Source organism: Natronorubrum sediminis, from assembly GCF_900108095.1.
GTDB classification, from domain to species: Archaea; Halobacteriota; Halobacteria; order Halobacteriales; family Natrialbaceae; genus Natronorubrum; species Natronorubrum sediminis.
Window position 1 is genome coordinate 1,033,613 of the sequence record NZ_FNWL01000002.1, and the last position, 20,508, is coordinate 1,054,120.

At 63.1% G+C, this 20,508-nt stretch carries 19 protein-coding genes; 7 read left to right on the forward strand and 12 right to left on the reverse strand.

Going from position 1 to position 20,508, the window contains the following annotated elements; translation table 11 throughout:
• Nucleotides 1–271: 271 nt before the first annotated feature.
• Nucleotides 272–559: a hypothetical protein gene (locus BLW62_RS12305; RefSeq protein ID WP_139305412.1), complete on the forward strand. Its 288-nt coding sequence runs from the start codon at nt 272–274 to the stop codon at nt 557–559.
• Nucleotides 556–2,058: a sodium:solute symporter family protein gene (locus tag BLW62_RS12310; protein ID WP_090507311.1), complete on the forward strand. Its 1,503-nt coding sequence runs from the start codon at nt 556–558 to the stop codon at nt 2,056–2,058. Before BLW62_RS12305 ends, BLW62_RS12310 begins: the two co-directional genes overlap by 4 nt.
• 126 nt (nt 2,059–2,184) lie before the next feature.
• Here the strand turns inward: BLW62_RS12310 and citZ are convergent, their stop codons facing one another.
• Nucleotides 2,185–3,333 carry a citrate synthase gene (gene citZ / locus BLW62_RS12315; protein ID WP_090507312.1) on the reverse strand — a complete coding sequence of 383 codons (1,149 nt, stop codon included), beginning with the start codon at nt 3,331–3,333 and terminating at the stop codon, nt 2,185–2,187.
• 314 nt (nt 3,334–3,647) lie between these two features.
• Nucleotides 3,648–4,010, reverse strand: a complete 363-nt coding sequence (locus BLW62_RS12320; protein ID WP_076581093.1) for a cell division protein SepF — start codon at nt 4,008–4,010, stop codon at nt 3,648–3,650.
• Nucleotides 4,011–4,250: 240 nt separating this feature from the next.
• Between BLW62_RS12320 and BLW62_RS12325 the strand changes: the two genes are divergently transcribed.
• Nucleotides 4,251–5,015 (forward strand): DUF1028 domain-containing protein, encoded by a 765-nt coding sequence (locus BLW62_RS12325; RefSeq protein WP_090507313.1) that lies wholly within the window; start codon nt 4,251–4,253, stop codon nt 5,013–5,015.
• A gap of 30 nt (nt 5,016–5,045) precedes the next feature.
• Here the strand turns inward: BLW62_RS12325 and BLW62_RS12330 are convergent, their stop codons facing one another.
• Nucleotides 5,046–5,525 (reverse strand): RNA-binding protein, encoded by a 480-nt coding sequence (locus tag BLW62_RS12330; protein ID WP_090507596.1) that lies wholly within the window; start codon nt 5,523–5,525, stop codon nt 5,046–5,048.
• 171 nt (nt 5,526–5,696) lie between these two features.
• On the opposite strand from BLW62_RS12330, the gene BLW62_RS12335 reads away from it, so the two are divergent.
• Nucleotides 5,697–5,990, forward strand: coding sequence for a DUF7562 family protein (locus BLW62_RS12335; RefSeq protein ID WP_090507314.1), 294 nt, complete (start codon nt 5,697–5,699; stop codon nt 5,988–5,990).
• A gap of 167 nt (nt 5,991–6,157) precedes the next feature.
• Nucleotides 6,158–7,456, forward strand: a complete 1,299-nt coding sequence (locus BLW62_RS12340) for a ribonuclease catalytic domain-containing protein (RefSeq protein WP_090507315.1) — start codon at nt 6,158–6,160, stop codon at nt 7,454–7,456.
• A 19-nt stretch (nt 7,457–7,475) separates the two neighbouring features.
• On the opposite strand, the gene BLW62_RS12345 is transcribed toward BLW62_RS12340, so the two are convergent.
• The 3 genes from BLW62_RS12345 to rtcA all read right to left on the reverse strand — a co-directional run bounded on the left by BLW62_RS12345 (nt 7,476) and on the right by rtcA (nt 10,505).
• Nucleotides 7,476–8,027 carry a GNAT family N-acetyltransferase gene (locus tag BLW62_RS12345; RefSeq protein WP_090507316.1) on the reverse strand — a complete coding sequence of 184 codons (552 nt, stop codon included), beginning with the start codon at nt 8,025–8,027 and terminating at the stop codon, nt 7,476–7,478.
• 117 nt (nt 8,028–8,144) lie between these two features.
• Complete coding sequence (gene kdgK1 / locus BLW62_RS12350) at nt 8,145–9,098, reverse strand: bifunctional 2-dehydro-3-deoxygluconokinase/2-dehydro-3-deoxygalactonokinase (protein ID WP_090507317.1); 954 nt, start codon at nt 9,096–9,098, stop codon at nt 8,145–8,147.
• Nucleotides 9,099–9,329: 231 nt separating this feature from the next.
• A complete protein-coding gene (gene rtcA, locus BLW62_RS12355; RefSeq protein ID WP_090507318.1) occupies nt 9,330–10,505 on the reverse strand; it encodes an RNA 3'-terminal phosphate cyclase in 1,176 nt (391 codons plus the stop codon).
• A 123-nt stretch (nt 10,506–10,628) separates the two neighbouring features.
• Between rtcA and BLW62_RS12360 the strand changes: the two genes are divergently transcribed.
• Nucleotides 10,629–11,945, forward strand: coding sequence for an MFS transporter (locus tag BLW62_RS12360; RefSeq protein ID WP_090507319.1), 1,317 nt, complete (start codon nt 10,629–10,631; stop codon nt 11,943–11,945).
• 20 nt (nt 11,946–11,965) lie between these two features.
• On the opposite strand, the gene BLW62_RS12365 is transcribed toward BLW62_RS12360, so the two are convergent.
• The 4 genes from BLW62_RS12365 to BLW62_RS12380 all read right to left on the reverse strand — a co-directional run bounded on the left by BLW62_RS12365 (nt 11,966) and on the right by BLW62_RS12380 (nt 16,578).
• Nucleotides 11,966–12,175, reverse strand: a complete 210-nt coding sequence (locus BLW62_RS12365) for a hypothetical protein (protein WP_090507320.1) — start codon at nt 12,173–12,175, stop codon at nt 11,966–11,968.
• 96 nt (nt 12,176–12,271) lie between these two features.
• Entirely contained in the window at nt 12,272–14,482 is a 2,211-nt protein-coding gene (mutL, locus tag BLW62_RS12370; RefSeq protein WP_090507321.1) for a DNA mismatch repair endonuclease MutL, read from the reverse strand.
• Between the two features lie 199 nt (nt 14,483–14,681).
• On the reverse strand, nt 14,682–15,578 hold the full coding sequence (locus BLW62_RS12375) for a dihydrodipicolinate synthase family protein (RefSeq protein ID WP_090507322.1): 897 nt from the start codon (nt 15,576–15,578) through the stop codon (nt 14,682–14,684).
• Between the two features lie 202 nt (nt 15,579–15,780).
• Nucleotides 15,781–16,578 carry an SDR family NAD(P)-dependent oxidoreductase gene (locus BLW62_RS12380; protein ID WP_090507323.1) on the reverse strand — a complete coding sequence of 266 codons (798 nt, stop codon included), beginning with the start codon at nt 16,576–16,578 and terminating at the stop codon, nt 15,781–15,783.
• Nucleotides 16,579–16,702: 124 nt separating this feature from the next.
• Between BLW62_RS12380 and BLW62_RS12385 the strand changes: the two genes are divergently transcribed.
• Nucleotides 16,703–17,191 carry an MOSC domain-containing protein gene (locus BLW62_RS12385; RefSeq protein ID WP_090507324.1) on the forward strand — a complete coding sequence of 163 codons (489 nt, stop codon included), beginning with the start codon at nt 16,703–16,705 and terminating at the stop codon, nt 17,189–17,191.
• Nucleotides 17,192–17,264: 73 nt separating this feature from the next.
• On the opposite strand, the gene mutS is transcribed toward BLW62_RS12385, so the two are convergent.
• A complete protein-coding gene (gene mutS, locus BLW62_RS12390; RefSeq protein ID WP_090507325.1) occupies nt 17,265–19,988 on the reverse strand; it encodes a DNA mismatch repair protein MutS in 2,724 nt (907 codons plus the stop codon).
• Between the two features lie 123 nt (nt 19,989–20,111).
• Nucleotides 20,112–20,447, reverse strand: coding sequence for a tRNA-binding protein (locus tag BLW62_RS12395; RefSeq protein ID WP_090507326.1), 336 nt, complete (start codon nt 20,445–20,447; stop codon nt 20,112–20,114).
• Nucleotides 20,448–20,508 lie beyond the last annotated feature (61 nt).

The window sequence follows — 20,508 nt, forward strand, 5'->3', positions numbered from 1 at the left end:
GTGCATATAAAGGTCATGGCTCCACGGTGAAAGTGAAATCGATAGAGGGAGCCGCGGAAACGCCAATGTCTGACGTTCGTCTGCCGGTCGTCATTCGTGATTTTGTACCACGGCACTTTTTGACACAAAATATGATAGAACGGCGTCGCAAAGCGAATCCGGATCGGATCGAGCATCGGTGACTATCACATTGAGAAGATGATGCGTAGTTAGTAAATACTGAGAGTATGTTGGCCGAGGATTTAAATAAAAGATTATGTTCGACGTTAACATGGCTTCGGGAGAAGAGGCGGCGTCTGACCCGAACGGGTCGACTCACGTTCGATACGAACAGATAACCGCAACGACCAGCGCTGGATACAGACCGCTTCTCGGAATTTCGGCTGCGGCGATTGCTTCGTTCGTTGGATTCGTGCTCCTTGCATACTGGCTAGTAGAGAGTACGCAACTCGCATACACGTACGCAATTATCCTCTGGACCTATTCCACCGTACTGTTCGGATTCATCTACGAGTACGCCATGACGAAGAGCGAGACCGACGAAGGTAACGGACAATGATCGAGCTCCTGCAAGTGACTCCGGAGATCGAAAGCACGATCGAAACTTACACTGTCATCTTGCTGTACTTCGTAGTGGTGCTGGCGATCGGTGTCTTCTTCTATCGAAAGTCCCGCGAGTCGACCGGGGACTTCTGGATCGCTGGTGGAGAGATTACGCTTCCGATTCAGGTGTTCGCAATGCTCGCGGTGGCGGTTACCGCGGGGTCGTTCTTCGGATTCGGTGGATTAGGTTACGAGTTGGGAATCGCGGCGGGGATTGTCTTTGCAGCGTCGGTAGGCGCCGGGGTATTGTTGACGCTGATGTTCGTCGCAGCACCGATTCGTCGAAGTGGCGTGTACACCGTTCCAGACTATCTCAGGGTACGCTACCAAAGCGACACCGTTCGCCTACTCGGGGCACTGATCTTCGTCATCGCGGCTTGGGCCTACCTCATCCCGCAGCTGACGGCAGCCGGGATCACCATGGACTTCATCTTCCCCGAGTTGAGCTACAGCGTCGGTGTGCTCGCTGCTACTATTGTGTTCGCGCTATACGTCTCGCTCGGAGGAATGTGGGCGGTAACGTGGACAGATTTCATTCAGGGGATACTGATTACCGTGCTGGCGGTTCTTCCGGTGCCGTATATCCTTCTCGAGTTCGGAAGTCCGGGTGCGGTTATGAGCGAGGCGACAGCCAACTCCCCAGCGGTCGCCGGCACCGAGGCGCCCTGGTTGTTGCTTCTCGGCCTCGCCGTCGTGTGGATCTGCGCCTCTGGTGCCCTTCCCCATGTGGGCCAGCGCATCATGGCCAGCGACAGTGATCGGACCGCCAGACGCGGGCTAATGTGGATGAACCTGATCTACATGACCATCTTCGTGTTGAACATCACCTTTGTCGTTGGCGCCGCCATGGCTATCGAACCGGACCTCGCGACGGGGGACTATTACTACTACGCGGTACTGGCCGAGTTCACAGGGCCCGTCGTTCAGGGTCTGGGAGCAGCTGCGCTCTTGGCTGCCGTCATGTCCTCGACCGATGCGCTGCTCATTGCGCTGAGTGCCGCACTCAGTCGCGATATCCCCCAATCGCTGGGAATGGATTTATCCGAGCAACTAGAGATGCGTCTCGGGGCGCTAACAGTCTGGCTCAGCGCGCTCACTGCGGCGGTCGTCGCGTTTGACCCGCCAGCGATCATCGGAGCCATGATCACCTTTATCGCTGGCGGCGTCGCAAGCGGCCTCTTCCCGGCGATGTTCCTCGGAACCTGGTGGAAGCGCGCCAACCGACAGGGTGCGCTCGCCTCGATGATCATCGGCTTTGGCGCGTACGGCGTCTTGTTGGCCGCTGGCGTAATGCCGTATGACTTTACAGAAGCACTGATTACCGTTCCGCTAGGTATCGCCGTCCTCGTCGGTGTCAGCCTCGCGACCGACCGTCCGACTGTCGAGGAGCTGACGGGGTTCCAAGCGTTCCACGAGCGGGAGGCCCAGCCGGACGCAGTCCCGGACGATGACTAATCCGGCCGATAACCGTCTGAGTCCCGATCGTAGGAACAGTATTGGCCGCCTCGTTCGGCCTCTCATCGAGAATGGCGTCATCTACCGATATCGAGTGCCAAAATCGAATTGACCGACGGTGTGCCGTTATCGGTCGTCGAGCGAGACGAACTCCTGGTCCTGCGGTCCGGTGTATCGCGAAAGCGGGCGAATGAGCCGGTTATCCTCTTGATACTCGAGGACGTGACCGACCCAGCCGCCGACGCGGCTCATCGCGAAGATCGGCGTGTACATATCGATCGGAATGCCGAGTTGGTAGTAGACCGAGCCGGAGTAGAAGTCGACGTTCGGGGCGATTCCTTTCTCGGCGAGTCCCTGCTCCTCAGAGAGGTACTGTTCGATGGTAGTGGTGTAATCGTACCACTTGCTGTCGCCTTCGTCGGCGAGTTCCTTGCTTCGTTCCTGCAGGATCTCCGCACGCGGGTCCTTGACGTTGTAGACGCGGTGGCCGAAGCCGGGAATCCGTCGTCCCGCTTCGTTGGCTTGCTCGACCCACTCGCGGTGATCGAGGTCGCTCTCGTCGATTTCGAAGAGGACCTCCATCACGTCCTGATTCGCTCCGCCGTGGAGTGGACCGGAAAGAGCGCTCACGCCGCCGGTGACGGCGCTGTAGATGTCGGCCATCGTCGAACCGATCACCATCGACGTGAACGTCGAGGCGTTCAGGCCGTGGTCTGCGTGCAAGATGAGCGCCTGATCGAACGTTTCGGCGTGGATGTCACTCGGCTCCTCGCCGGTGAGCATGTAGAGGAAATTCGCCGCGAGCCCCAACTCTGGGTGGGGGTCGACGGGCTCCTCGTCGAGTCGGTAGCGCTCGAAGGCCGCGAGCGCCGTCGGAATCTTTGCGGTGATCCGACGACCCTTTCGAAGCGTCGCCTCGAGATCTTCGGGATCGGCGTCGGTCTCGGGTTCGGACGCCGAGAACATCGAGACCGCAGTCCGGAGTGCGGCCATCGGTTGTTCGTCGGCTGCCGCGAGACGTTCCATCGTCTCGAGGACATCCTCGGAAACGTCGCGTTCTTCGTTGATCGCGGCGGTGAACGACTCGAGTTCATCTGCGCCTGGGAGTTCGCCGTGCCAGAGGAGATAGAGGACTTCCTCGTAGCTCGCGCCGCGAGCGAGTTCCTCGATCGAATACCCTCGATAGATCAGCCGACCGGCGTCACCATCGATCGAGCTGAGCCCGGACTCTGCAACAAGGACTCCCTCCAGTCCTTTCTTGAGATCGTCAGCCATAGTGGGAGTTTCGCACCCCGGTGGAAAAGTATTGTCGTTTGGTCGCCGTGACCGCCTATCACGGGCGATGTTTCCGTTTCGTTCAGGATATTCGAACAATTGAGCAGTCCATTCGGGTTTGGAAGTAGACACCCGTACACCCATTAGAAGAGGGAATGGATTATTTTCATTATTTTTCGGGGAGTACACCATCACGGATAGTGACAGAAATCGCCACACTGCGGCGGTGAGAGACGGAACGATCGTTCACCACGACGGGAGACGTCGTATTCCGGGACGAGAAGAGTCGCGCTCCGAGCGCTGAGACGGTCGCGTTAGGATCGCTTGCCCAGTTTTTCTCGGCTGATCCGGACGCCGGTCGGCGTGATGATCATCTGATCGTCGCCTTTTCGAACGATATCGCCGTCGACTTCGTGCGCGACTTGGCGGAGTTCGTCGACGATGTGTTCGACGGTGGCGTCTTTCGTCCGCAGTCGCGTGATATCGGCGATGACGATGTCACCGTCGTAGACGGCGTCTTTGATATCGATCGCGTCGGCCTGTCCGCTGACCTCTGCGATGTGTACCTGCATGGCTGCCTCAGCCGATTCCGACGACACGTCGTCGAGGTCCAATTCGACGTAATCCTCGGCAGCCCGCGAGTCGCCCCCGCCGAGAATTTTACTCATAAATCCCATTGGCGTAACCCACCGCCGCCGCCAGTATAGTTCTTACGTCAGACGGTCCCGCCCACCGACCACGGTCGGTGCGCACGCAGCGGACGACGACAGCCACTGTCCTCGAGAGAGCATCAGGGACACGTATTCAGCGAGAGGGCTGTCGAGCACACGCGTCTGGTATGTGGTCTATCGAGCGCACGCGTCCAACGAGGGGTGTCGCCAGCACGTATTTATCCGAAACGGAAGTATAGTGACGCGATGACGTTCAGCATCTGCGTCCGCGAGCGCTACGAGACAGACGACGGGGAGAGCCACCACCGATTCGGCGTCGCCGTAACGACGCGACTCCCCGGCGTCGGCGCGCTCTGTCCGTTCGTCAGCGAACACGGAGCCGTCGCGACACAGAGTCTCGTCAACGTCGAACTCGGCGAGCGGGGAATCGAGTACGTCGACGAGGGACTCGCCGTCGACGATTCGATCGAAGCACTGCTCAATACGGACGACGGCGCGCCACAGCGACAAGTTCACGGCGTCGACCGCGACGATTCGTTTGCATTCTCCGGCGAGGAGTGCGTCGACTGGTTCGGTCACCTCGAGCGAGACCACGCGACCGTCGCCGGGAACATGCTGACCGGCGAGGACGTCCTCGAGTCGGTCGCGACGACGTACGAGGACCAAGCGGTTCACGAGGCGACGGACCGGTCGACCGGCCCGGGTGCCGTAGTCGCCGACACCGAGAGCGAACCGCTGGCGGAGCGACTGATCGACGCGCTCGCTGCAGGCCATCAGGAAGGCGGCGACAAACGCGAAGAGTTGATGATTCAGAGTGCAGCCGTGGTCGTCGAGTCGACGGAATCCCACGAGTGGGAGCCGCCGTACAACGACCTGCGAGTCGACGCGACCGAGACACCAATCGAGTCGCTCCGAGAGACGTACGATCTCGCGATGACGGGCTACGAGGCGACGCTCGAACGCTACAGCGACGCCTTCGAGGAGGATTCGTTAGCCGAAGCGACCGACTGAAATACGGGTCAAAAACGCTGATTCGCCGAGTTAGCCACTAAATTCGTAGAGGTCGTCGCCGACGTGGTGAAGCGAGTCGACTACCTTTCCTTCTTTACCGGCCATGTCCGCGCCGTCGACTCGAGCGCGGCCGACGGCGAGGACCTTGCCGTGTGATTCTTCGGCGATGACGACCAGATCGTCGGGAGAGATGTCCTCGGTCGCCTCGGTGATGCCCGGTCGCATCACGTCCGCGCCGTCGCTGACGAACGAGATCGCGCCGGCGTCGACGGTCACGACGCGTCGGTTCGGACCGTACGCGTTCGCCCCTCGCACGGTCACGAACGGCTCCTCGTCGAAGTAGGCGACCTGTGGCTCGCCGTCGATGAGGACGACCTCCCAGTCGGTGTCTTCGAACTCGACGCGCTCGTAGGTATCACCGTCGGGGGAGACGCCGAGTTGGTCCTCGAGCGTGTCCTCTACGTCCGAAACGGCATCACTTCGGAGGTGATGTCGAGATTTGACCTGCATACCCGTAGTATCGCCCGTGTGCATTTAACAGATTAGATTCGTCTCGAGACCGACAGCGGTCGTCACGCAGCCACTGGCAGGTCACCGAAATCGAAAGACCGGTCGCTCGAATACTCACCGCCGCCAAGGAGTGTGCTAGTTGCTAAATAATAGCATAGCGTTCTCTCTAGTATGTGGCCTTCCCGAACGCAGACTGAGACAGTTACGTGTCTCGCCTGCGGCGATCAGGTGACGCGATCGATGGCCCGTGAGTACGACAAGTACGGTGATCGGTGGAATCGTGAAGAGAAGGCGTTCGAGTACCTCTGTAAGTCCTGTGACGACGACCTCTGTCGACAGCCCCGCGAGGACCTCGAGGATCTGCTCATCGAGACGCGCGCCGGTGAAATCGAGCAGGCACGCTTTCTCTCGCGGTATCTCCACACCGTCGAAGAGCGATACGGCAGACTCGAGGAAGAGTCCTGAGCGGTCGCTAGCCGGATCGAACGTTCGGCAGTTGATACCCAGGCTTCACGAATCCCAATTCGACCCTGCACTACCCCGTCGCTGGTCGAGAGAGAAGACGGCAACGGGTCGAGTTCCCGTCCCGGCGTCCCGACACGACTTTCACCCTTTCGTCCGTAGGCCACGCTATGAGTGACGACGCACAGGCCGAAGCCGGTACGGCCGAAGGGCAGGGCCCCGTCGAGGTCAGCGAAGAAGTCGCACGCCACCTCGAGAACAAACGCGACGAACTCTTCGAGAAACTCGAAATTCGCGACGAGTTCCCCCCGAACGTGATCGAGGAGGCCGAAGAACGAACCGACGGCGTTCAGGCGGAGATCGAAGACGAAATCGACGAGCGCGAGGATCTCCGGGATCTGACAACGTGGACGACGGACCCCATCGACGCACAGGACTTCGACGACGCACTCTCGATCGAAGAGCGCGAGGACGAGTACGTCCTCTGGGTTCACATCGCCGACGTGACCCACTACGTCAATCCCGAGACGGCGATGTGGGACGAGGCCGTCGAGCGCGGAAACACGGTCTACCTGCCGGGCTACACGATCCACATGTTACCGCCCGTCCTCGCCGAGACCGTCTGCTCGCTGGTTCCCAACGAGGACCGACTGGCTCACACGGTCGAGATGCACCTCGACAAGGAGACGCTGAGCTACGACGACATCGAGATCTACAAGTCCGTCATCGAGTCCGACGAGCGACTCACCTACTCCCAGGCCGAGAATCGACTCGAGGACCCCGATGCACCACTCCACGAGGAGAACAAACTGGTCCACGAAGTCGCCGACCGAATGCACGAAATCCGCAAGGAAGACGGCTCGCTCGTGCTCAATCCGGCCCGCGACCGCGCCCACACCATCATCGAGGAGTGCATGCTGAAGGCCAACAAGGCCGTTACGCACGAACTGATGTGGAATCGCGGTGTCGAGGCGATGTACCGGGTTCACCCACAGCCCAGCCCCGACGAATGGTCGAAAGCGCTCCAGGAGATTCAGGACTTAGACGGCGTTTCGATTCCCGGCAGCACCTGGGACGACCCGCGAAAGGCCGTCAACGCGACGCTCGAGGACGCTCCGGGTCGCCAACTCGACAAGATCCAGTGGGCCGTGATGAAGGTGATGCCCCGCGCGAAGTACATGAACGATCCCTTCGGCGGCCACCACGCCCTGAACTTCGAGATCTACGGCCACTTCACGAGCCCGATTCGCCGCCTCTCGGATCTGATCAACCACTGGATCGTCTACCAGAACGACGTGCCCGAGAACCTGATCGAACTCTGTGATCGGGCGAGTGACAAGCAAAAAGACGCCGAGCAGTGCGAACGCGAGTACAAGAACTTCCTGCAGGAGGTCGGCCTCGATCCGATGGCGGTCAACAACCGCGGGATCGAGGTCGTCGATGATGAGAAAGCTGAAAAGACGCTCTAAGCTGGAACGGTAACCCACCTCACAGCGGTTTTTCGTAGACGCACTCCTCGAGTCCGTCGGCCAGATCGGTCGAGCGCACGTCGACGCACTCGAAACCGGCCGATTCGTAGAACGAAATGCCGATTTCGTTGTCGGCGAGGACGGAGAGGCGCATCCGATCGAACGACGACTCGAGGTCGGCCTCGAGTCGCTCGAGCAGCGAACTTCCTGCGCCTGCTCGCCAGTAGTCTGGCCGAATGTACAAGCGAGCGAGGTACGCCACGGACCGATCTTCGGGCCACGGAACGACGTGAGCGAAGCCCAGACAGTCCCCGTCGAAATCGGAGCCGGAGTCGCTCGGTTCCAGTCGTTCCGTCCCCTCGGGCTCGACGACGAGGAACGTCGCGTTCTCTCGCTCGAGTGCGTCGGTGATCGCCGACTCGAGATCACCGATCGCGTACCAGTCGTCGACCACTTCGTCGACGAGGGTTGGCCCGAGAATTTCGTCGTAGGCGGCGTGCCAGCTCTCGCGGGCCGTCTCGTGGACGGCCCACACGTCGTCGCTCGTCGCGCGCCGAACGACTCGAGTCATGGATGTATATACTCGGTCCGCAGGGAAAAGTTCGCACCCAGCCCGTGAGTGGTCGTCTCACTGTTGAGACGCGGTTAGGGAAGTCGAGAGCTCCGCCGCTCCTCTGCTGAGGAAGCGTCACCGAGAGATCGTGGTCCCGTCGTCTGTGACGAGAGCGTCGACCTCATCTTTGGTGAGAAGCGCCACGTCCCCGGGAATCGTGCGTTTGAGCGCCGCCGTCGCCGCGGCGTACTCGAGCGCTTTTGGGACGTCGTCGCCGTGGAGTCGCCGAGCGATGAACGCGCCGCTGAAGGCATCACCGGTGCCGATTGGCGAGACGGTGTCCGTCTCGTAGGCGGCCTGATCGTGGACGACGTTGTCGTGCCAGGCGAGTGCCCCCTCGGAGCCGCGAGTGACGACGACGGTCGTGAAGTCGTACTGCGACCCGAGCTGGTGGGCAAGTTGGCGGGGGTCGCCCTCGAAGTCGAGCACCGTCCGCGCGTCTCGAGCCGCGATGAGCAAGACGTCGATTCCGGGGAACAGCCGGGTGAGCGTCTCTCGAGCTTCCTCCGGCGTCCAGAGCTTCCTCCGGTAATTGAAGTCGAACGCCGTCGTCGTTCCGCCCTGTCTGGCCGCCTTGAGCATGCTCGCCGTCGTCTCTCGTAACGTCGAGGAGAGCGCGGGCGTGATCCCCGTCGTGTAGAAGACGCGGGCGTTTTGTACCTGGTCGATGTCGAACTCTCGAGCCTCGGCGCTCGAGATGGCAGTATTCCCCCGATCGTAGATGACGTTCGTCCCTCGCGGGCTGCCCGCTCGCTCGTGGTAGTAGGTCCCTTGTCGACCCTGCTGACTCCAGACGACGTCGGTTTCGATGCCGTGTCCCCGGAGTTCGTTGACGACGCGTCGACCGAGGGGCGAATCCGGAACTTTCGACAGCCAGGTCGCCGTCGCGCCGAGTCGGTCGGCCGCGATCGCGGCGTTGCTCTCCGCTCCCGCCGCGCGGACTTCGAACTCGCCCGCGTTCTCGAGTCGTTCGTCTCCCGGCGGCGTCAATCGCAGCATCGTCTCGCCGAACGTGACGATATCGCTCACGGGTCGGTCCCCCAGACCGGACCGCACGTGTGTTCCACAGCCATGTGGAGAGCAACGAACGGCGGTGGCATAAGTTGTGGCGTTGTCACGCCCCGCTCGTGCTCACACACTCGAGACGGATTCACGCGGTTCGTCGGTTCACGCGGTTCGTCGACGGCATATTATTCGTCTGCAGGGCGCAGTTCGCTCGAGGAGCAGGATCTCTCCCGTCGAAAATTCGTTTCGATCGGTTCAGCCCACGAGTCGCGAGTCGACCGAGAGCACGGCTGGCGCGGTGTCTGACGTCTCTGCTCCGTCGTCGGACACCGCTGAACGGTCGACGTCGACCGAACCCCCGAATTCGGCGAGCAACTCACAACTCGAGGCCACGTGGTCGCTCACGCTCGGGACGCGAAGGCGGCCGCCAGCGAGTGCGAGGAAGACGACCAACTGGTCCGCCAGGTGTCGGTCGATCGGTGGGGCTGGCTCGTCCGACGCCGCACCCCTCTCGAGAAATCGAAGCAACTCGTCGGCCGCGTCCTCGCCGACGCGTTCGGCCGGCTTGCCGCGCTCGCCGAGTGCACTGAACCCCGCGACGCCTCGCGTGTGGTCGAGTCGGAGCACGATGGCCGACCCCGGCGACGGACTGGCGACGGCCTCCTCCCGTCGCTCGAGCAGTTCGAGCGCTCTCCCGTCAGGTCCACCGTTTCCGACTGAAACCTCCGTTCCGATCCCCAGTCGCTCGAGTGCGCCTTCGGCCTGTCTGTGCGCGACGTCGCGATCCGCGAGCGATTCCGATTCCGTCGAGTAGAGCCGGACGCCCTCGAGTTCGCCCCGTTCGGTCGAGTCGATCGGCTCGACGCTCGAGGGATCGACGTGTAGCGTCACTCGGCCGCCGCCGTCGGGGTAGAACCCGCGTCGCTCGACCTCGCAGGACGCGGAGAGTCTGTGTCGTCGGAGGAAGGGGAGCTTGACCTGTCGGAAGTACTCGAGGGGTGGCGACCACTTCACGTCGGTGCCGCCGGTTACGGTCACGGTGAGTCGAGACTCGAGGATTGTCGCGAGCGGGAGCACGGCGTCGAATAAGAGCGTCACGCTGCCCGCCGTGTCGATGTCCACGGCGTACTCCCCGCCGGGGAGGGAGCCGGGACCGCGGCTCTGCCAGTCCGTCGCCCCGTCGGTCGACTCGAGGCTGGGGTCGAATTCGACGGTTTCGGACCCGAGTTCGCCGCCGGAGATGTCGGCGTCACACAGTTGGGCCATCGTCTCGAGCACCGCGAGGTGTTGGTGGCGAAGGCCGGGTGTCGGTCGATCGCCGCGAACTGACTCGATGCGAATCGACTCGTTTCTCAAGACGGCGAGGGCGAGCGCGCTCCTGATGAACTGGCCGCCCGCGTCAGAACCGTCGAGCTCGTGGTCCGGAGGCATGGGGAGAATGCGTCTCTCGAGAAGCGTATTGCTACCGGTGACGGCAGCGAAGTCGTGTGACGAATGGTACCTACTGTGCCGCTTTCTGAAGCTTTTCCGTGATGGGTCGACGAGTGAGGACGAATGCGAATCTGGGCCGATCCACTCAAACGCCGCTGGCTGCTCTGGGCGACGCTCGGCGTCGTCTTCTTACTCGTCAACGTCAATCGTCTCTCTTCGGCCGTGCTGGCGGAGGATCTCATGGGTGCGTTCGAGACGACGGGAGCCCAGTTAGGAACGCTTCACGCCGTCTTCTTCTGGGTGTACGCGTTCATGCAGATTCCGACGGGCATCCTCGCGGATCGTGTCGGGCCGCGGGTGACGGCGACGATCGGCGCGGCGGTGATGAACGTCGGCGTGGTCTGGTTCGCACTGACGGACAGCTACCTCGCCGCACTCGCCGCCCGGGGACTCGTCGGCCTCGGCGGCAGCGTGATCTTCGTCTGCATCCTCCGATTCTGTGCGAACTGGTACCGCGCCGACGAGTTCGCGACGATGAGCGGCGCAACGTTCGCGATCTCCGGCATCGGTGGCGTCGTCGCGACGACGCCGCTGGCCCTCGCCGTCGACGCTACTGACTGGCGAACGGCCATCGGCGGACTCGGCGTCCTCGGTCTCCTCTTCGCTGTCGTCGTCTTCGCCGTCGTCCGGAACAGCCCACGTGAGGCCGGTTTCGACTCGCTCGAGGGCGTCCCCGACCAGCCGACGCTGTCGAACGCCGAACTCAAGACCTACCTCTCCGATATCTTCCGCGACCCCCTCATCTGGGTCGTCGCCATCATGCTGTTCTGTGCGAGCGGCGTGAACCTCACCCTGTTCGGCCTCTGGGGGATTCCCTACATCGTCCAGGTGTACGACGTATCGGTCACGTACGCCTCCTTCTTCACCCTCCTCGGCGGCGTCGGCGTCATGATCGGCCCGCCCGCTATCGGCTGGCTCTCCGATCGAATCGGGAAACGGGGCGAGTTGATGGTCGGCGGTGGGGCCCTCTTCGTCGCGAGTCTCGCGATTATCGCCCTCGTGGGCGACCCGCCGCTGGTCGTCGTTGGCGCCGTGTTTTTCTTCAGCGGCCTGTTGCTCGGGTCGTTCTTGCTCGGCTACGCGGTCGTCAAGGATCGCCATCCCGACAGCGCGAGTGGCATTTCGACGGGAACGGTCAACGGCGCGGGCTTCTTCGGCGCGGCGATCTTGCCGACCCTGATGGGCTGGGCGCTCGACGACTACTGGGCGGGTGACGTCGTCGGCGGCACCCGCGTCTACACGGAGACCGGCTACCAGATCGCGTTCGCCATCGCGACGGTGGCCGGTTTGGTCGCCCTGTGTTGTACTCTCTGGCTCTATCGCCACGAACGACGAACGTCCGCAGCCACTGTCGAAGACGGACGACAGCCCTCACACTGATTCGACACGGGTCGAGCCGTTCACGCGGCTTCGTCGTCGATCCCCGAAAACAGGGTCCAGAAGGCGAGGAGGATCAGGAAGAAGACGACGCCGATTGCGACCCGAATGCCGATCTCTTCGACGCCGGTCGCCTCGGCGTGCACGAGCGAGGCCGCCCAGCCACCGCCAGCGACGGCGAATCCGGTCGCGACGATGAGCATGAGCAAGAGCCGATCCGTGGGAACGTTCATGCCAACCGCTCTACTCGAGAGCGAGTTAAGCCCGCAGCCTGAATTGGCCACTCCTGCGTCCACGACGCGGCGACAGCCGAACGCACCGCCAGCAGGTTAGCCCTGGTGGCCCGGGTAATCGCGCTCGAATCGGTCCTCGAGTTCGGCCTCGTCGAGTTCGATCAGGACTGGCCGCCCGTGCGGACACGAATAGGGATTCGCACACCCATCGAGCGCCTCGAGCAAATCGAGCACCGATCCCTCCGTCAGCGACGTGTTGCCGGTGATCGAGGGGTGACACGCCAGATCGCCGAGGAACTCGTTCGCCAGCGCGTCGACGGTCTCCGACCCGGCGTCGCGATCACCCTCGAGCACCGACGTGAGGACGTCTCGCAACCGTTCGGGCTCGAGCGTCTCCTCGAGCACGGCGGGGACCGTCGTCACGGCAACCGTTCGATCGTCGACACGGTCCGCGTAGAATCCCAGTCGTGAGAGCGCCTCGCGGTAGCTCTCGAACGCCTCGGCTTCGACGGCCGTCAACTCGAGTTCGACGGGGGACGCCAGTGCCTGTGCAGCCGAGTCGTCGGCGAACGCTCGCTGGAGCCGTTCGTAGTTGACGCGCTCGTCGGCCGCGTGCTGATCGATTAGCACCATCCCGTTCGCCGTTTCACAGACGAGGTACGTGTCGTGTAACTGCCCGAGGACGCGAAGCGACGGGAGCGATTCGAACTGGGCCTCGTCGCCGGTCGCGGCCTCGCCGCCGAGCGTTTGCTGTTCGGTCGCGACGGAGAACGTCCGTTCTGGGTTAGGTTCGGCGCTCGAGTCGGCCTGTGCGGGCCTCGAGTCACCGTCTTCCGAATCAGATGGCGTCGAATCGGTGGGCGAAGCGTCTGCAGCGTGTCCGCTACGTTGGGAAGGTTCCTCCGTCTCGGTCGTCGCTCGAGTCGCCTTCGGCTGAGAGTCGGCAGTCGCCTCCGCTCGAGTAGCCGCCTCCGGTGGGTCGTGAGGCGGAGCAGGCGACTCGGAGTGAACGGACGCCTCTGCCGAGTGGGTCTCGGATCCACCACCCGTCTGCGCGGAGGACTCCGATTCATTGGACGCGACGGAACGTGACTCCTCGTCTCGAGTCCGCTGGTCGGAGTCTGCCTCGGACTCGTCGCTCCCCGCTTCGCTGCTCGCGTGCTCGAGAGACGACCGTGCCGTCGACTCGGGGGACCCGGGTTCGAGTCGGGCTTCCTCGGGTGCCGAGCGACCCCGCGGCGCACGCGAGCGAAGGAGGCCCTGCTCGAGCAGTGCGGACTCGACGGCCGTATCGACCTGCCGGCGGACCGCATCGTCGTCGTCGAATCGAACCTCCCGCTTGCGGGGGTGAACGTTCACGTCGACGGCGTCGCCGGGCACCTCGAGGAAGAGCGTAGCGAAGGGATACCGGTCGCCACCCAATTGCGTGCCGTAGGCACCCATGATCCCCTCGCGAATCGCGTCCGCGGTGACCGCGCGGCCGTTGACATACGTCGCGAGGTACTCCCGACTCGAGCGATTCGTTTCGGGGTGTGAGACGAGACCCGAGACCGACTCGAGCGGGCCGGGCGGGAGTTCGTCGCCGTCGATTTCGACGGGGATCATCGCCGACGCGACTTCGCGTCCGTAGACGGCCAGCACGGCCGCCTGCAGGTCTCCCTGCCCGGTCGTCGCGAACACCTCGCGGCCGTCGTGGGTGAGCGAGACGGCGACGTCCGGATTCGCGAGCGCGTAGCGCGTGACGATCCGGTTGACGTGGGCGAACTCCGTCGCCGTCGTCTTGAGGAACTTCTTGCGAGCGGGCGTGTTGTAGAAGAGGTCCGCAACCTCGACGATGGTTCCGGCGGGACAACCTGTCGGTTCGACGGTCGTTATCTCCCCTCCCTCGTAGACGAGTTTCGTGCCAGTGGCGTCTCGACTCTCCCCGTCGACAGCCTGCGGTCGGGACTCGATCGTCACTCGAGACACCGACCCGATCGTGTGGAGCGCTTCGCCGCGGAAGCCGAGCGTCGCGACGCCCGACTCGAGGTCCTCAAGTCCAGCGATCTTACTCGTGGTGTGCTCGCGGACGGCTGCGCGAACGTCCGTTTCGGTCATCCCGTCACCGTCGTCGGCCACGCGGATCAGCTCCGTGCCGCCGTCTTCGATCGTCACGTCGATGGCTTTTGCTCCGGCGTCGAGGCTATTCTCGACGAGTTCCTTGACCGCGCTGGCGGGCCGTTCGACGACCTCGCCGGCGGCGATGCGAGCGACGGTGTCCTCGTCTAACTGGTTGATGTCGGTGTCCTGTGGTGGCTCCTCTGTCATAGCTCGATCTTCGGACGAACGGCGGAATTTCGGGGCGCTTCGAGCGTGTGAAATCGCGATCGAACGTGCTCGAGTCCGTCCGTTCGGTTCATAGCGTTCGCTCTCGCTCGAGCGTGGTTAAACTGTGGGTTGGAGTCCGTCCGAGCGAACTACGCACCGACGAACGGGCAACCAAGTGGGGAGTGCTGGGCAGGCAGCCCTATCCGTCGAGCAAGTCGTCGACGGCGACCTCGATGGCGTCTCGACCATCCGCAGGGACCTCGACGAGCGGCGGCCGAACCGCGTCCGTGGGAATCACGCCGTCGTACTCGAGGGCCGTCTTCGTCGCCGGGGCGAAGCCGTGGTCCGCACAGGCGTCGAACAGTGGGACGATGGCGTCCTGAATCTCCTCACCACGCGCGTCGGCGGCCGTTTCGTAGAGTTCGGCATACTGCGCCGGAGCGACGTTCGAGAGCGCGTTCAACCCGCCGTCGGCCCCCATCCGAAGCGCGGGAACGAGCAGCGCGTCGTAACCCTGTAGCGCGAGGAAATCTTCGGGCGTCTGGCGCATCACGGAACAGAAGTACTCGAGGTCGCCACTCGAGTCCTTGATCCCGAGGACGTTCTCGTGGTCGGCAAGTGCCCGAATCGTCTCGACGGGGATCGAGCCGCCGGTACACGGCGGGATATTGTAGAGCAAGAGTGGCAACGGCGAGCGGTCGGCGACGGCCTCGAAAAAGCGGTGGGTGCCACTCGAGTCGTTCGCTCCGTGGAAGTACGGTTCCGTGACGACGGCCGCGTCGGCACCGATGTCGGCGGCGTGGGTGGCGTAGTCGACGACCTCGTCGACGCTCGGTGCGGCCGCACCAGCGAGCACTGGCACCTCGCCATCGACCGTCTCGACCGTTCGTTCGTGAACTCGCTTGCGCTCTGCAGGCGTGAGACTGGCGAATTCGCCCGTGGTCCCACACGGAAAGACGCCGTCGATGCCACCATCGAGGAGGTGCTCGAGTACGTCAGTAAATGCCGCGTCGTCGACTTCGGGCGTCCCAGTATCGTCTTCGAAGGGCGTGACGACTGGGCAGGTGATTCCGGAAAGTGCCTCGGTGAGCGTCATGCACAGAGAATGTGTTGGCGAGCGCAAAAACGTATCTGCTCTCGCGAACGCCTCGAGTCACCGACGACCGAGTGACAGCGAGCGAGTCTCGCTCACGCTCATTGCGTTCGCGCTCAACCGCGCACCGCGGTTCAGCGCGCGCCACTGCTGACTGAGCCGTCGGCTGAACGGTGCTGAAATCGCGGAAACCGGGTCGGTCGCGTTACTCGAGACCCAGATCCTGCGACATCGAGTTTCCGGCGCGTGGAACGCCCTTTACGGTCACCGTTTCGCCGTTCATGAACGAGGCGGCGGGACTCGAGAGGAACTGGGCGACGTCGGCGATCTCTTCGGGGTGGCCGATGCGACGGTCGGTCTTCTCGCGGGGCGGCATGTCCTCGCTGTCGATACCGAGCGTCTCGGCGACGCCGGGGGTCTGGATCAGACCGGGCGCGATACAGTTGACGCGGATGCCGTCGTCGGCCCACTCAGTTGCCAGCGTCTCGGTCAGGCGGATAATCGCGGCTTTCGAGGCCCCGTAGTGGCTCTCTCCGGGGGCTGCGTGTTGGCCGTTGACCGACGAGAGGTTGATGATGGCACCGCCAGAGCCCTCGCGCATCACTTCGCCGGCGAGTTGCGTGCAGTGGACGGTACTGTTGAGGTTGAGGTCGACGATAGTCTGCCAGCCGTTGGCCGAGATGTCCTCGAAGGGGGCAACGAACTCGCCTCCCGCGTTGTTGACGAGGACGTCGATATCGCCGAACGTTTCGACCGTTTCGTCGACGAGATTCTGGACCTGCTCGCGCTCGCGGACGTTACACTCGAGGGCGAGGGCCTCACCAGCGTCGTCCGCGTCGTTGATCTCGTCTGCGACCGGGCCGACGCGATCCATCGAGCGCGAACAGATCGAGACGTTCGCGCCGCTGGCGGCGAGTGTCTTGGCGATGGCTTCTCCGATTCCCTGACTTGCACCCGTGACGATCGCGGTCTTCCCCGCGACGTCGTAGTCCGGTTCGTGCATCGTGTTAGCTGGCTATCTGGCACGTGATAACAATACCGTTCCCGGCTAGTCGAGTTCGATTGACAATATGCCCGCGTTAGACCAACGAGAAACGCTTTGAGTGTGCACATCGATACCAACCATCATGGGTTCCAGCAACAATGGTAGCGTCTCGGCGATTCATATCGCGCCGGAAGCGGGCGCAGCGATGCACTCGGTTTCCGACGTCCGAGCAGTCGCCGGAAAGGGACTCGAGGGCGACCGGTATTTCGACCAGGCAGGCTCGTGGTCAGGGGAGGAGGGTCGAGACCTCCCACCGGAAGACCGGGCGCTCACGCTCTTCGAAGCGGAGACGCTCGAGATCGTCGAGCGCGACGCCGGCATCGAACTCGAGCCAGCCGATCACCGACGAAACGTCACCACCAGAGACGTCGCCGTCGATCACTTACTCGACGAGCGATTCCGGATCGGGAATGTCGTCTGTGAGGGCGTCGAAATCTGTGAACCGTGTGCGTACCTCGAGTCCCTCACGGAGGAGGGCGTACTCGGCGCACTCGTCCATCGAGGTGGGCTGAACGTTCGAATCGTCGACTCCGGCGAAATTTCGGTCGACGATCCCATCACCGTGCTGTAAGCCAGGTCGAGGGTCGAATCCGTTACAACAGCTGCAGTTCACGACCATCGCACCGGTTGCCTGACGCGTCGACCTATGAATCCTCGAGTCGTCGCTGTAAGTCCTGGACCTTCGACATGAGTTCGATCGGTGGCGTCGTGTTCACGTCGAGTGACTCGAGATCCTCGAGGACGGCTTTCGCGTCCGGATCGATCGGTTCGTCTCGCTCGTCCTTATCCGCCTGCTGTCGATCTGGTTCACCGCCGTCGGCGTTGGCTGGCCCACGGAACTGGCCGCTCGAGACGTCGAACACCGTTTGAACGGGCTCGCTCGAAGAACCACCCTTCGCTTCGATCGCCTTCTCCTCACGCAACCGCTCGAGAACGTCTCTCGAGCGGTCGACGACGGGGTCGGGGACGCCAGCGAGGTCGGCGACGTGGATCCCGTAGGATCGATCGGTCGGCCCGTCGCGGACGCTCCGCAGGAAGGTGACGTCGCCGTCGCGTTCGTCCGCCGCGATGTGGACGTTCGCGACGCGTGGAAGCCTCGAGGCGAGCCCAGTCAATTCGTGGTAGTGGGTCGCAAAGAGCGTCTTCGCCTGGATTTCGTTGTGCAGATACTCGGTTGCCGCCCACGCGATGGAGATGCCGTCGTACGTCGCCGTACCGCGGCCGACTTCGTCCAGAATCACGAGCGACTCCTCGGTCGCGGTGTGGAGAATGTTCGAGAGTTCGCTCATCTCGACCATGAACGTCGAGCGACCCTGTGCGAGTTCGTCGAGCGCGCCCACGCGGGTGAAGATGCCGTCGACCAACCCGATCTCGGCCGCTTTCGCCGGGACGAAACTACCGATTTGCGCCAAGAGCACGATGCAGGCGACCTGGCGCATGTACGTCGACTTGCCGGACATGTTGGGACCGGTGACGACCAGAAAGCCGCGCCCGTCGCTCGCGCGTCCGTCAGCGCGTTCCTGGCTGGCGGCGGTAGCCGCCCCGTCCATCCGAACGTCGTTCGGAACGAACTCCGTCGTTTGCTCGACGACAGGGTGGCGGCCCTGCTCGATGTCGAGCACGTTGCCAGCATGGAGGTCGGGCTTGATCCAACGGTTCTCCGCCGCGTGGGTCGCCAGACTCGAGAGCGCGTCGACGGTCGCGAGCGTTCGCCCGACGTCCTGGAGGGTTTCGGCCCGGCTGGCGACCTCCTCGCGGAGTTCTTCGAAGAGTTCGTACTCGAGTTCGCCCCGTTGTTCCTCGAGACGAAGGATCTCGCGTTCTCGCTCCTCGAGTTCGTCGATCGTGAACCGCTTCGAGTTCTTGAGCGTCTTGATCTCCTCGTAGTGGTCGGGGACGCCGTCGGCCGCGGACTTGCCGACCTGGATGTAGTAGCCGTCAGTCTTGTTCCGGTCGACGCTCACGTGCGAGAGGCCGTGGGCCTGCTTTTCGCGATCCGCAAGCGTCTCGAGCCACCGCTTTACCTCCTCGTGTCGGTCGATCACCTCGTCGAGTTCCTCGTCGTAACCTCGCTGGAGGAGTTCCCCCTGCGTGACGGTCGAGGGCGGATCCTCGGCGATGGCCTCCTCGAGCGTTGCGTGGAGTTCCCGAGCGGCCTCGCGGTCCGGCTGATCGACGATGTCCGACAGCGGCGCATCGGCCAGTTCCGGCGTCGACGCAATGGTGTCCGCCAGTGCTGGCAACACCGCCAGCGTCTCCTGGACGGCCTGCAAGTCTCGTGCGTCCGCACTGCCGTGGGTCGCCTTCGACGCCAATCGCGCCAGATCGTACGCGTCGTCGAGCGTGTCCTGAATCTGATCACGTGCTAACGCTGCCGACGAAAGCGCAGCGACGCTCTCCTGTCTGCGCTCGAGCGTCTCGAGGGAGCGTCTCGGGCGCTGGAGCCACTCTTTCAGGAGCCGGCCGCCGGCACTGGTCTCGGTGTGATCGATCGTCGTGAAGAGCGAGCCGTCGGTGTCGCCTTGCATCGTCTCGGTCAACTCGAGGTTGCGCTGCGTGGTCGCATCGAGCGTGACGTGATCGTCGCCCTGGTGGCTCTGAATGCGCGTCATCGACGCGAGCACGCCCGCACCGGTCTCCTCGACGTACGCGAGAATCGCCCCCGCAGCCGCGAGTGCAGCCTCGCCGACGGCCAGTCGGTCGACCGTCTCCGACCCGAAGTGCTCGCGAACTGCGTGGGTCGCCCGCTTCGGGGCGAACGACTCCGTCTCGTGGAGGCTCAACGTGGCGTCGACGCGTTCGCGAACGTGCGTCAACAACTCGTCGTCGGTTCGCGTCTCTGGCCCCGGCAACACCTCGACGGGATCGAATCGGTACAGCTCCGTCAGGGCGTCGTCGACGTCCTCGCCCTCCGCGACGAGAAAGCGACCGGTCGTCACGTCGGCGAACGCGAGCCCGTAGCCCGCGGCAGAGCCGGCGGAAGACGAACTCGAGGCGTCGACGATGGCCGCCAAATACTGGGCGTCCGCGTCGGTCGTCTCGAGGAGCGTTCCCGGCGTGACGACGCGAACGACCTCGCGCGCGTGTCCGGAGTCCGTCTCGTACTGGTCCGCGACAGCGACCCGATAGCCGCGTTCGACGAGTGCCTTCAGATAGGGCGTCAGGTCGTTAACTGGCACGCCGGCCATCGGATACGACGAGCCGTGCGAAGACTTCTGGGAGACTTTGAGATCGAGTTCGTCGCTGACGGTCTCGGCGTCCTCGCCGAAGAACTCGTAGAAATCGCCACACTGCATCGCCAGCAAATCGGCGTCGGTGCCCTCTTTGAGCGAGAAGAACTCACCGACGATCCCCGTCGCCTCGGTCATGTACGGTGACTGTTCGGCCACCGCTAAAATCCTGCGGGTTCCGCGGTGGTCCATCTGACAGGCCCCGTGATAACGACCCAACAGGTTCCGCGGCGGTCCATTCCACAGACTCCGCAGTTCCCCTCAGAACAACAGGCCGCCGAGTGGAACGTCCTTGTCCGTATCCGGTTCTACGAGGATCGGGAACTCTTCCTCGTCGGGCACGCCAACCGTCAGGGCCTCGGATTTGAACCCCGCGATGCGAACCGAGCCGAGGTTCGTCGCACAGAGCACCTGCCGCCCCTCGAGTTCTTCGGGGTCGTAGTGACGATCCAGTTGCCCCGCGGATTGGATCTCGCCGTGGTCCTCGCCGAGGTCGATCCACAACTTGGTCATCTTCGGCTTGTTCGCCTCCGGAAACGATTCCGCCTCGAGTATCTTTCCGACGCGAATCTCGACATCGAACGGGCTCTCGACCATGCGTCGCGATATCATCCGCCTCCAGAAAGAGCCTTTCTGTTTCCGTGCTCCGATTCCCCGG

What these genes read in the sequence shown, in the direction of transcription:
- BLW62_RS12305 (WP_139305412.1), top strand. Translation starts at nt 272, where the DNA reads ATGGCTTCGGGAGAAGAGGCGGCGTCTGACCCGAACGGGTCGACTCAC.
- BLW62_RS12310 (WP_090507311.1), top strand. Translation starts at nt 556, where the DNA reads ATGATCGAGCTCCTGCAAGTGACTCCGGAGATCGAAAGCACGATCGAA.
- citZ (WP_090507312.1), bottom strand. Translation starts at nt 3,333, where the DNA reads ATGGCTGACGATCTCAAGAAAGGACTGGAGGGAGTCCTTGTTGCAGAG.
- BLW62_RS12320 (WP_076581093.1), bottom strand. Translation starts at nt 4,010, where the DNA reads ATGGGATTTATGAGTAAAATTCTCGGCGGGGGCGACTCGCGGGCTGCC.
- BLW62_RS12325 (WP_090507313.1), top strand. Translation starts at nt 4,251, where the DNA reads ATGACGTTCAGCATCTGCGTCCGCGAGCGCTACGAGACAGACGACGGG.
- BLW62_RS12330 (WP_090507596.1), bottom strand. Translation starts at nt 5,525, where the DNA reads ATGCAGGTCAAATCTCGACATCACCTCCGAAGTGATGCCGTTTCGGAC.
- BLW62_RS12335 (WP_090507314.1), top strand. Translation starts at nt 5,697, where the DNA reads ATGTGGCCTTCCCGAACGCAGACTGAGACAGTTACGTGTCTCGCCTGC.
- BLW62_RS12340 (WP_090507315.1), top strand. Translation starts at nt 6,158, where the DNA reads ATGAGTGACGACGCACAGGCCGAAGCCGGTACGGCCGAAGGGCAGGGC.
- BLW62_RS12345 (WP_090507316.1), bottom strand. Translation starts at nt 8,027, where the DNA reads ATGACTCGAGTCGTTCGGCGCGCGACGAGCGACGACGTGTGGGCCGTC.
- rtcA (WP_090507318.1), bottom strand. Translation starts at nt 10,505, where the DNA reads ATGCCTCCGGACCACGAGCTCGACGGTTCTGACGCGGGCGGCCAGTTC.
- BLW62_RS12360 (WP_090507319.1), top strand. Translation starts at nt 10,629, where the DNA reads ATGCGAATCTGGGCCGATCCACTCAAACGCCGCTGGCTGCTCTGGGCG.
- BLW62_RS12365 (WP_090507320.1), bottom strand. Translation starts at nt 12,175, where the DNA reads ATGAACGTTCCCACGGATCGGCTCTTGCTCATGCTCATCGTCGCGACC.
- mutL (WP_090507321.1), bottom strand. Translation starts at nt 14,482, where the DNA reads ATGACAGAGGAGCCACCACAGGACACCGACATCAACCAGTTAGACGAG.
- BLW62_RS12375 (WP_090507322.1), bottom strand. Translation starts at nt 15,578, where the DNA reads ATGACGCTCACCGAGGCACTTTCCGGAATCACCTGCCCAGTCGTCACG.
- BLW62_RS12380 (WP_090507323.1), bottom strand. Translation starts at nt 16,578, where the DNA reads ATGCACGAACCGGACTACGACGTCGCGGGGAAGACCGCGATCGTCACG.
- BLW62_RS12385 (WP_090507324.1), top strand. Translation starts at nt 16,703, where the DNA reads ATGGGTTCCAGCAACAATGGTAGCGTCTCGGCGATTCATATCGCGCCG.
- mutS (WP_090507325.1), bottom strand. Translation starts at nt 19,988, where the DNA reads ATGACCGAGGCGACGGGGATCGTCGGTGAGTTCTTCTCGCTCAAAGAG.
- BLW62_RS12395 (WP_090507326.1), bottom strand. Translation starts at nt 20,447, where the DNA reads ATGGTCGAGAGCCCGTTCGATGTCGAGATTCGCGTCGGAAAGATACTC.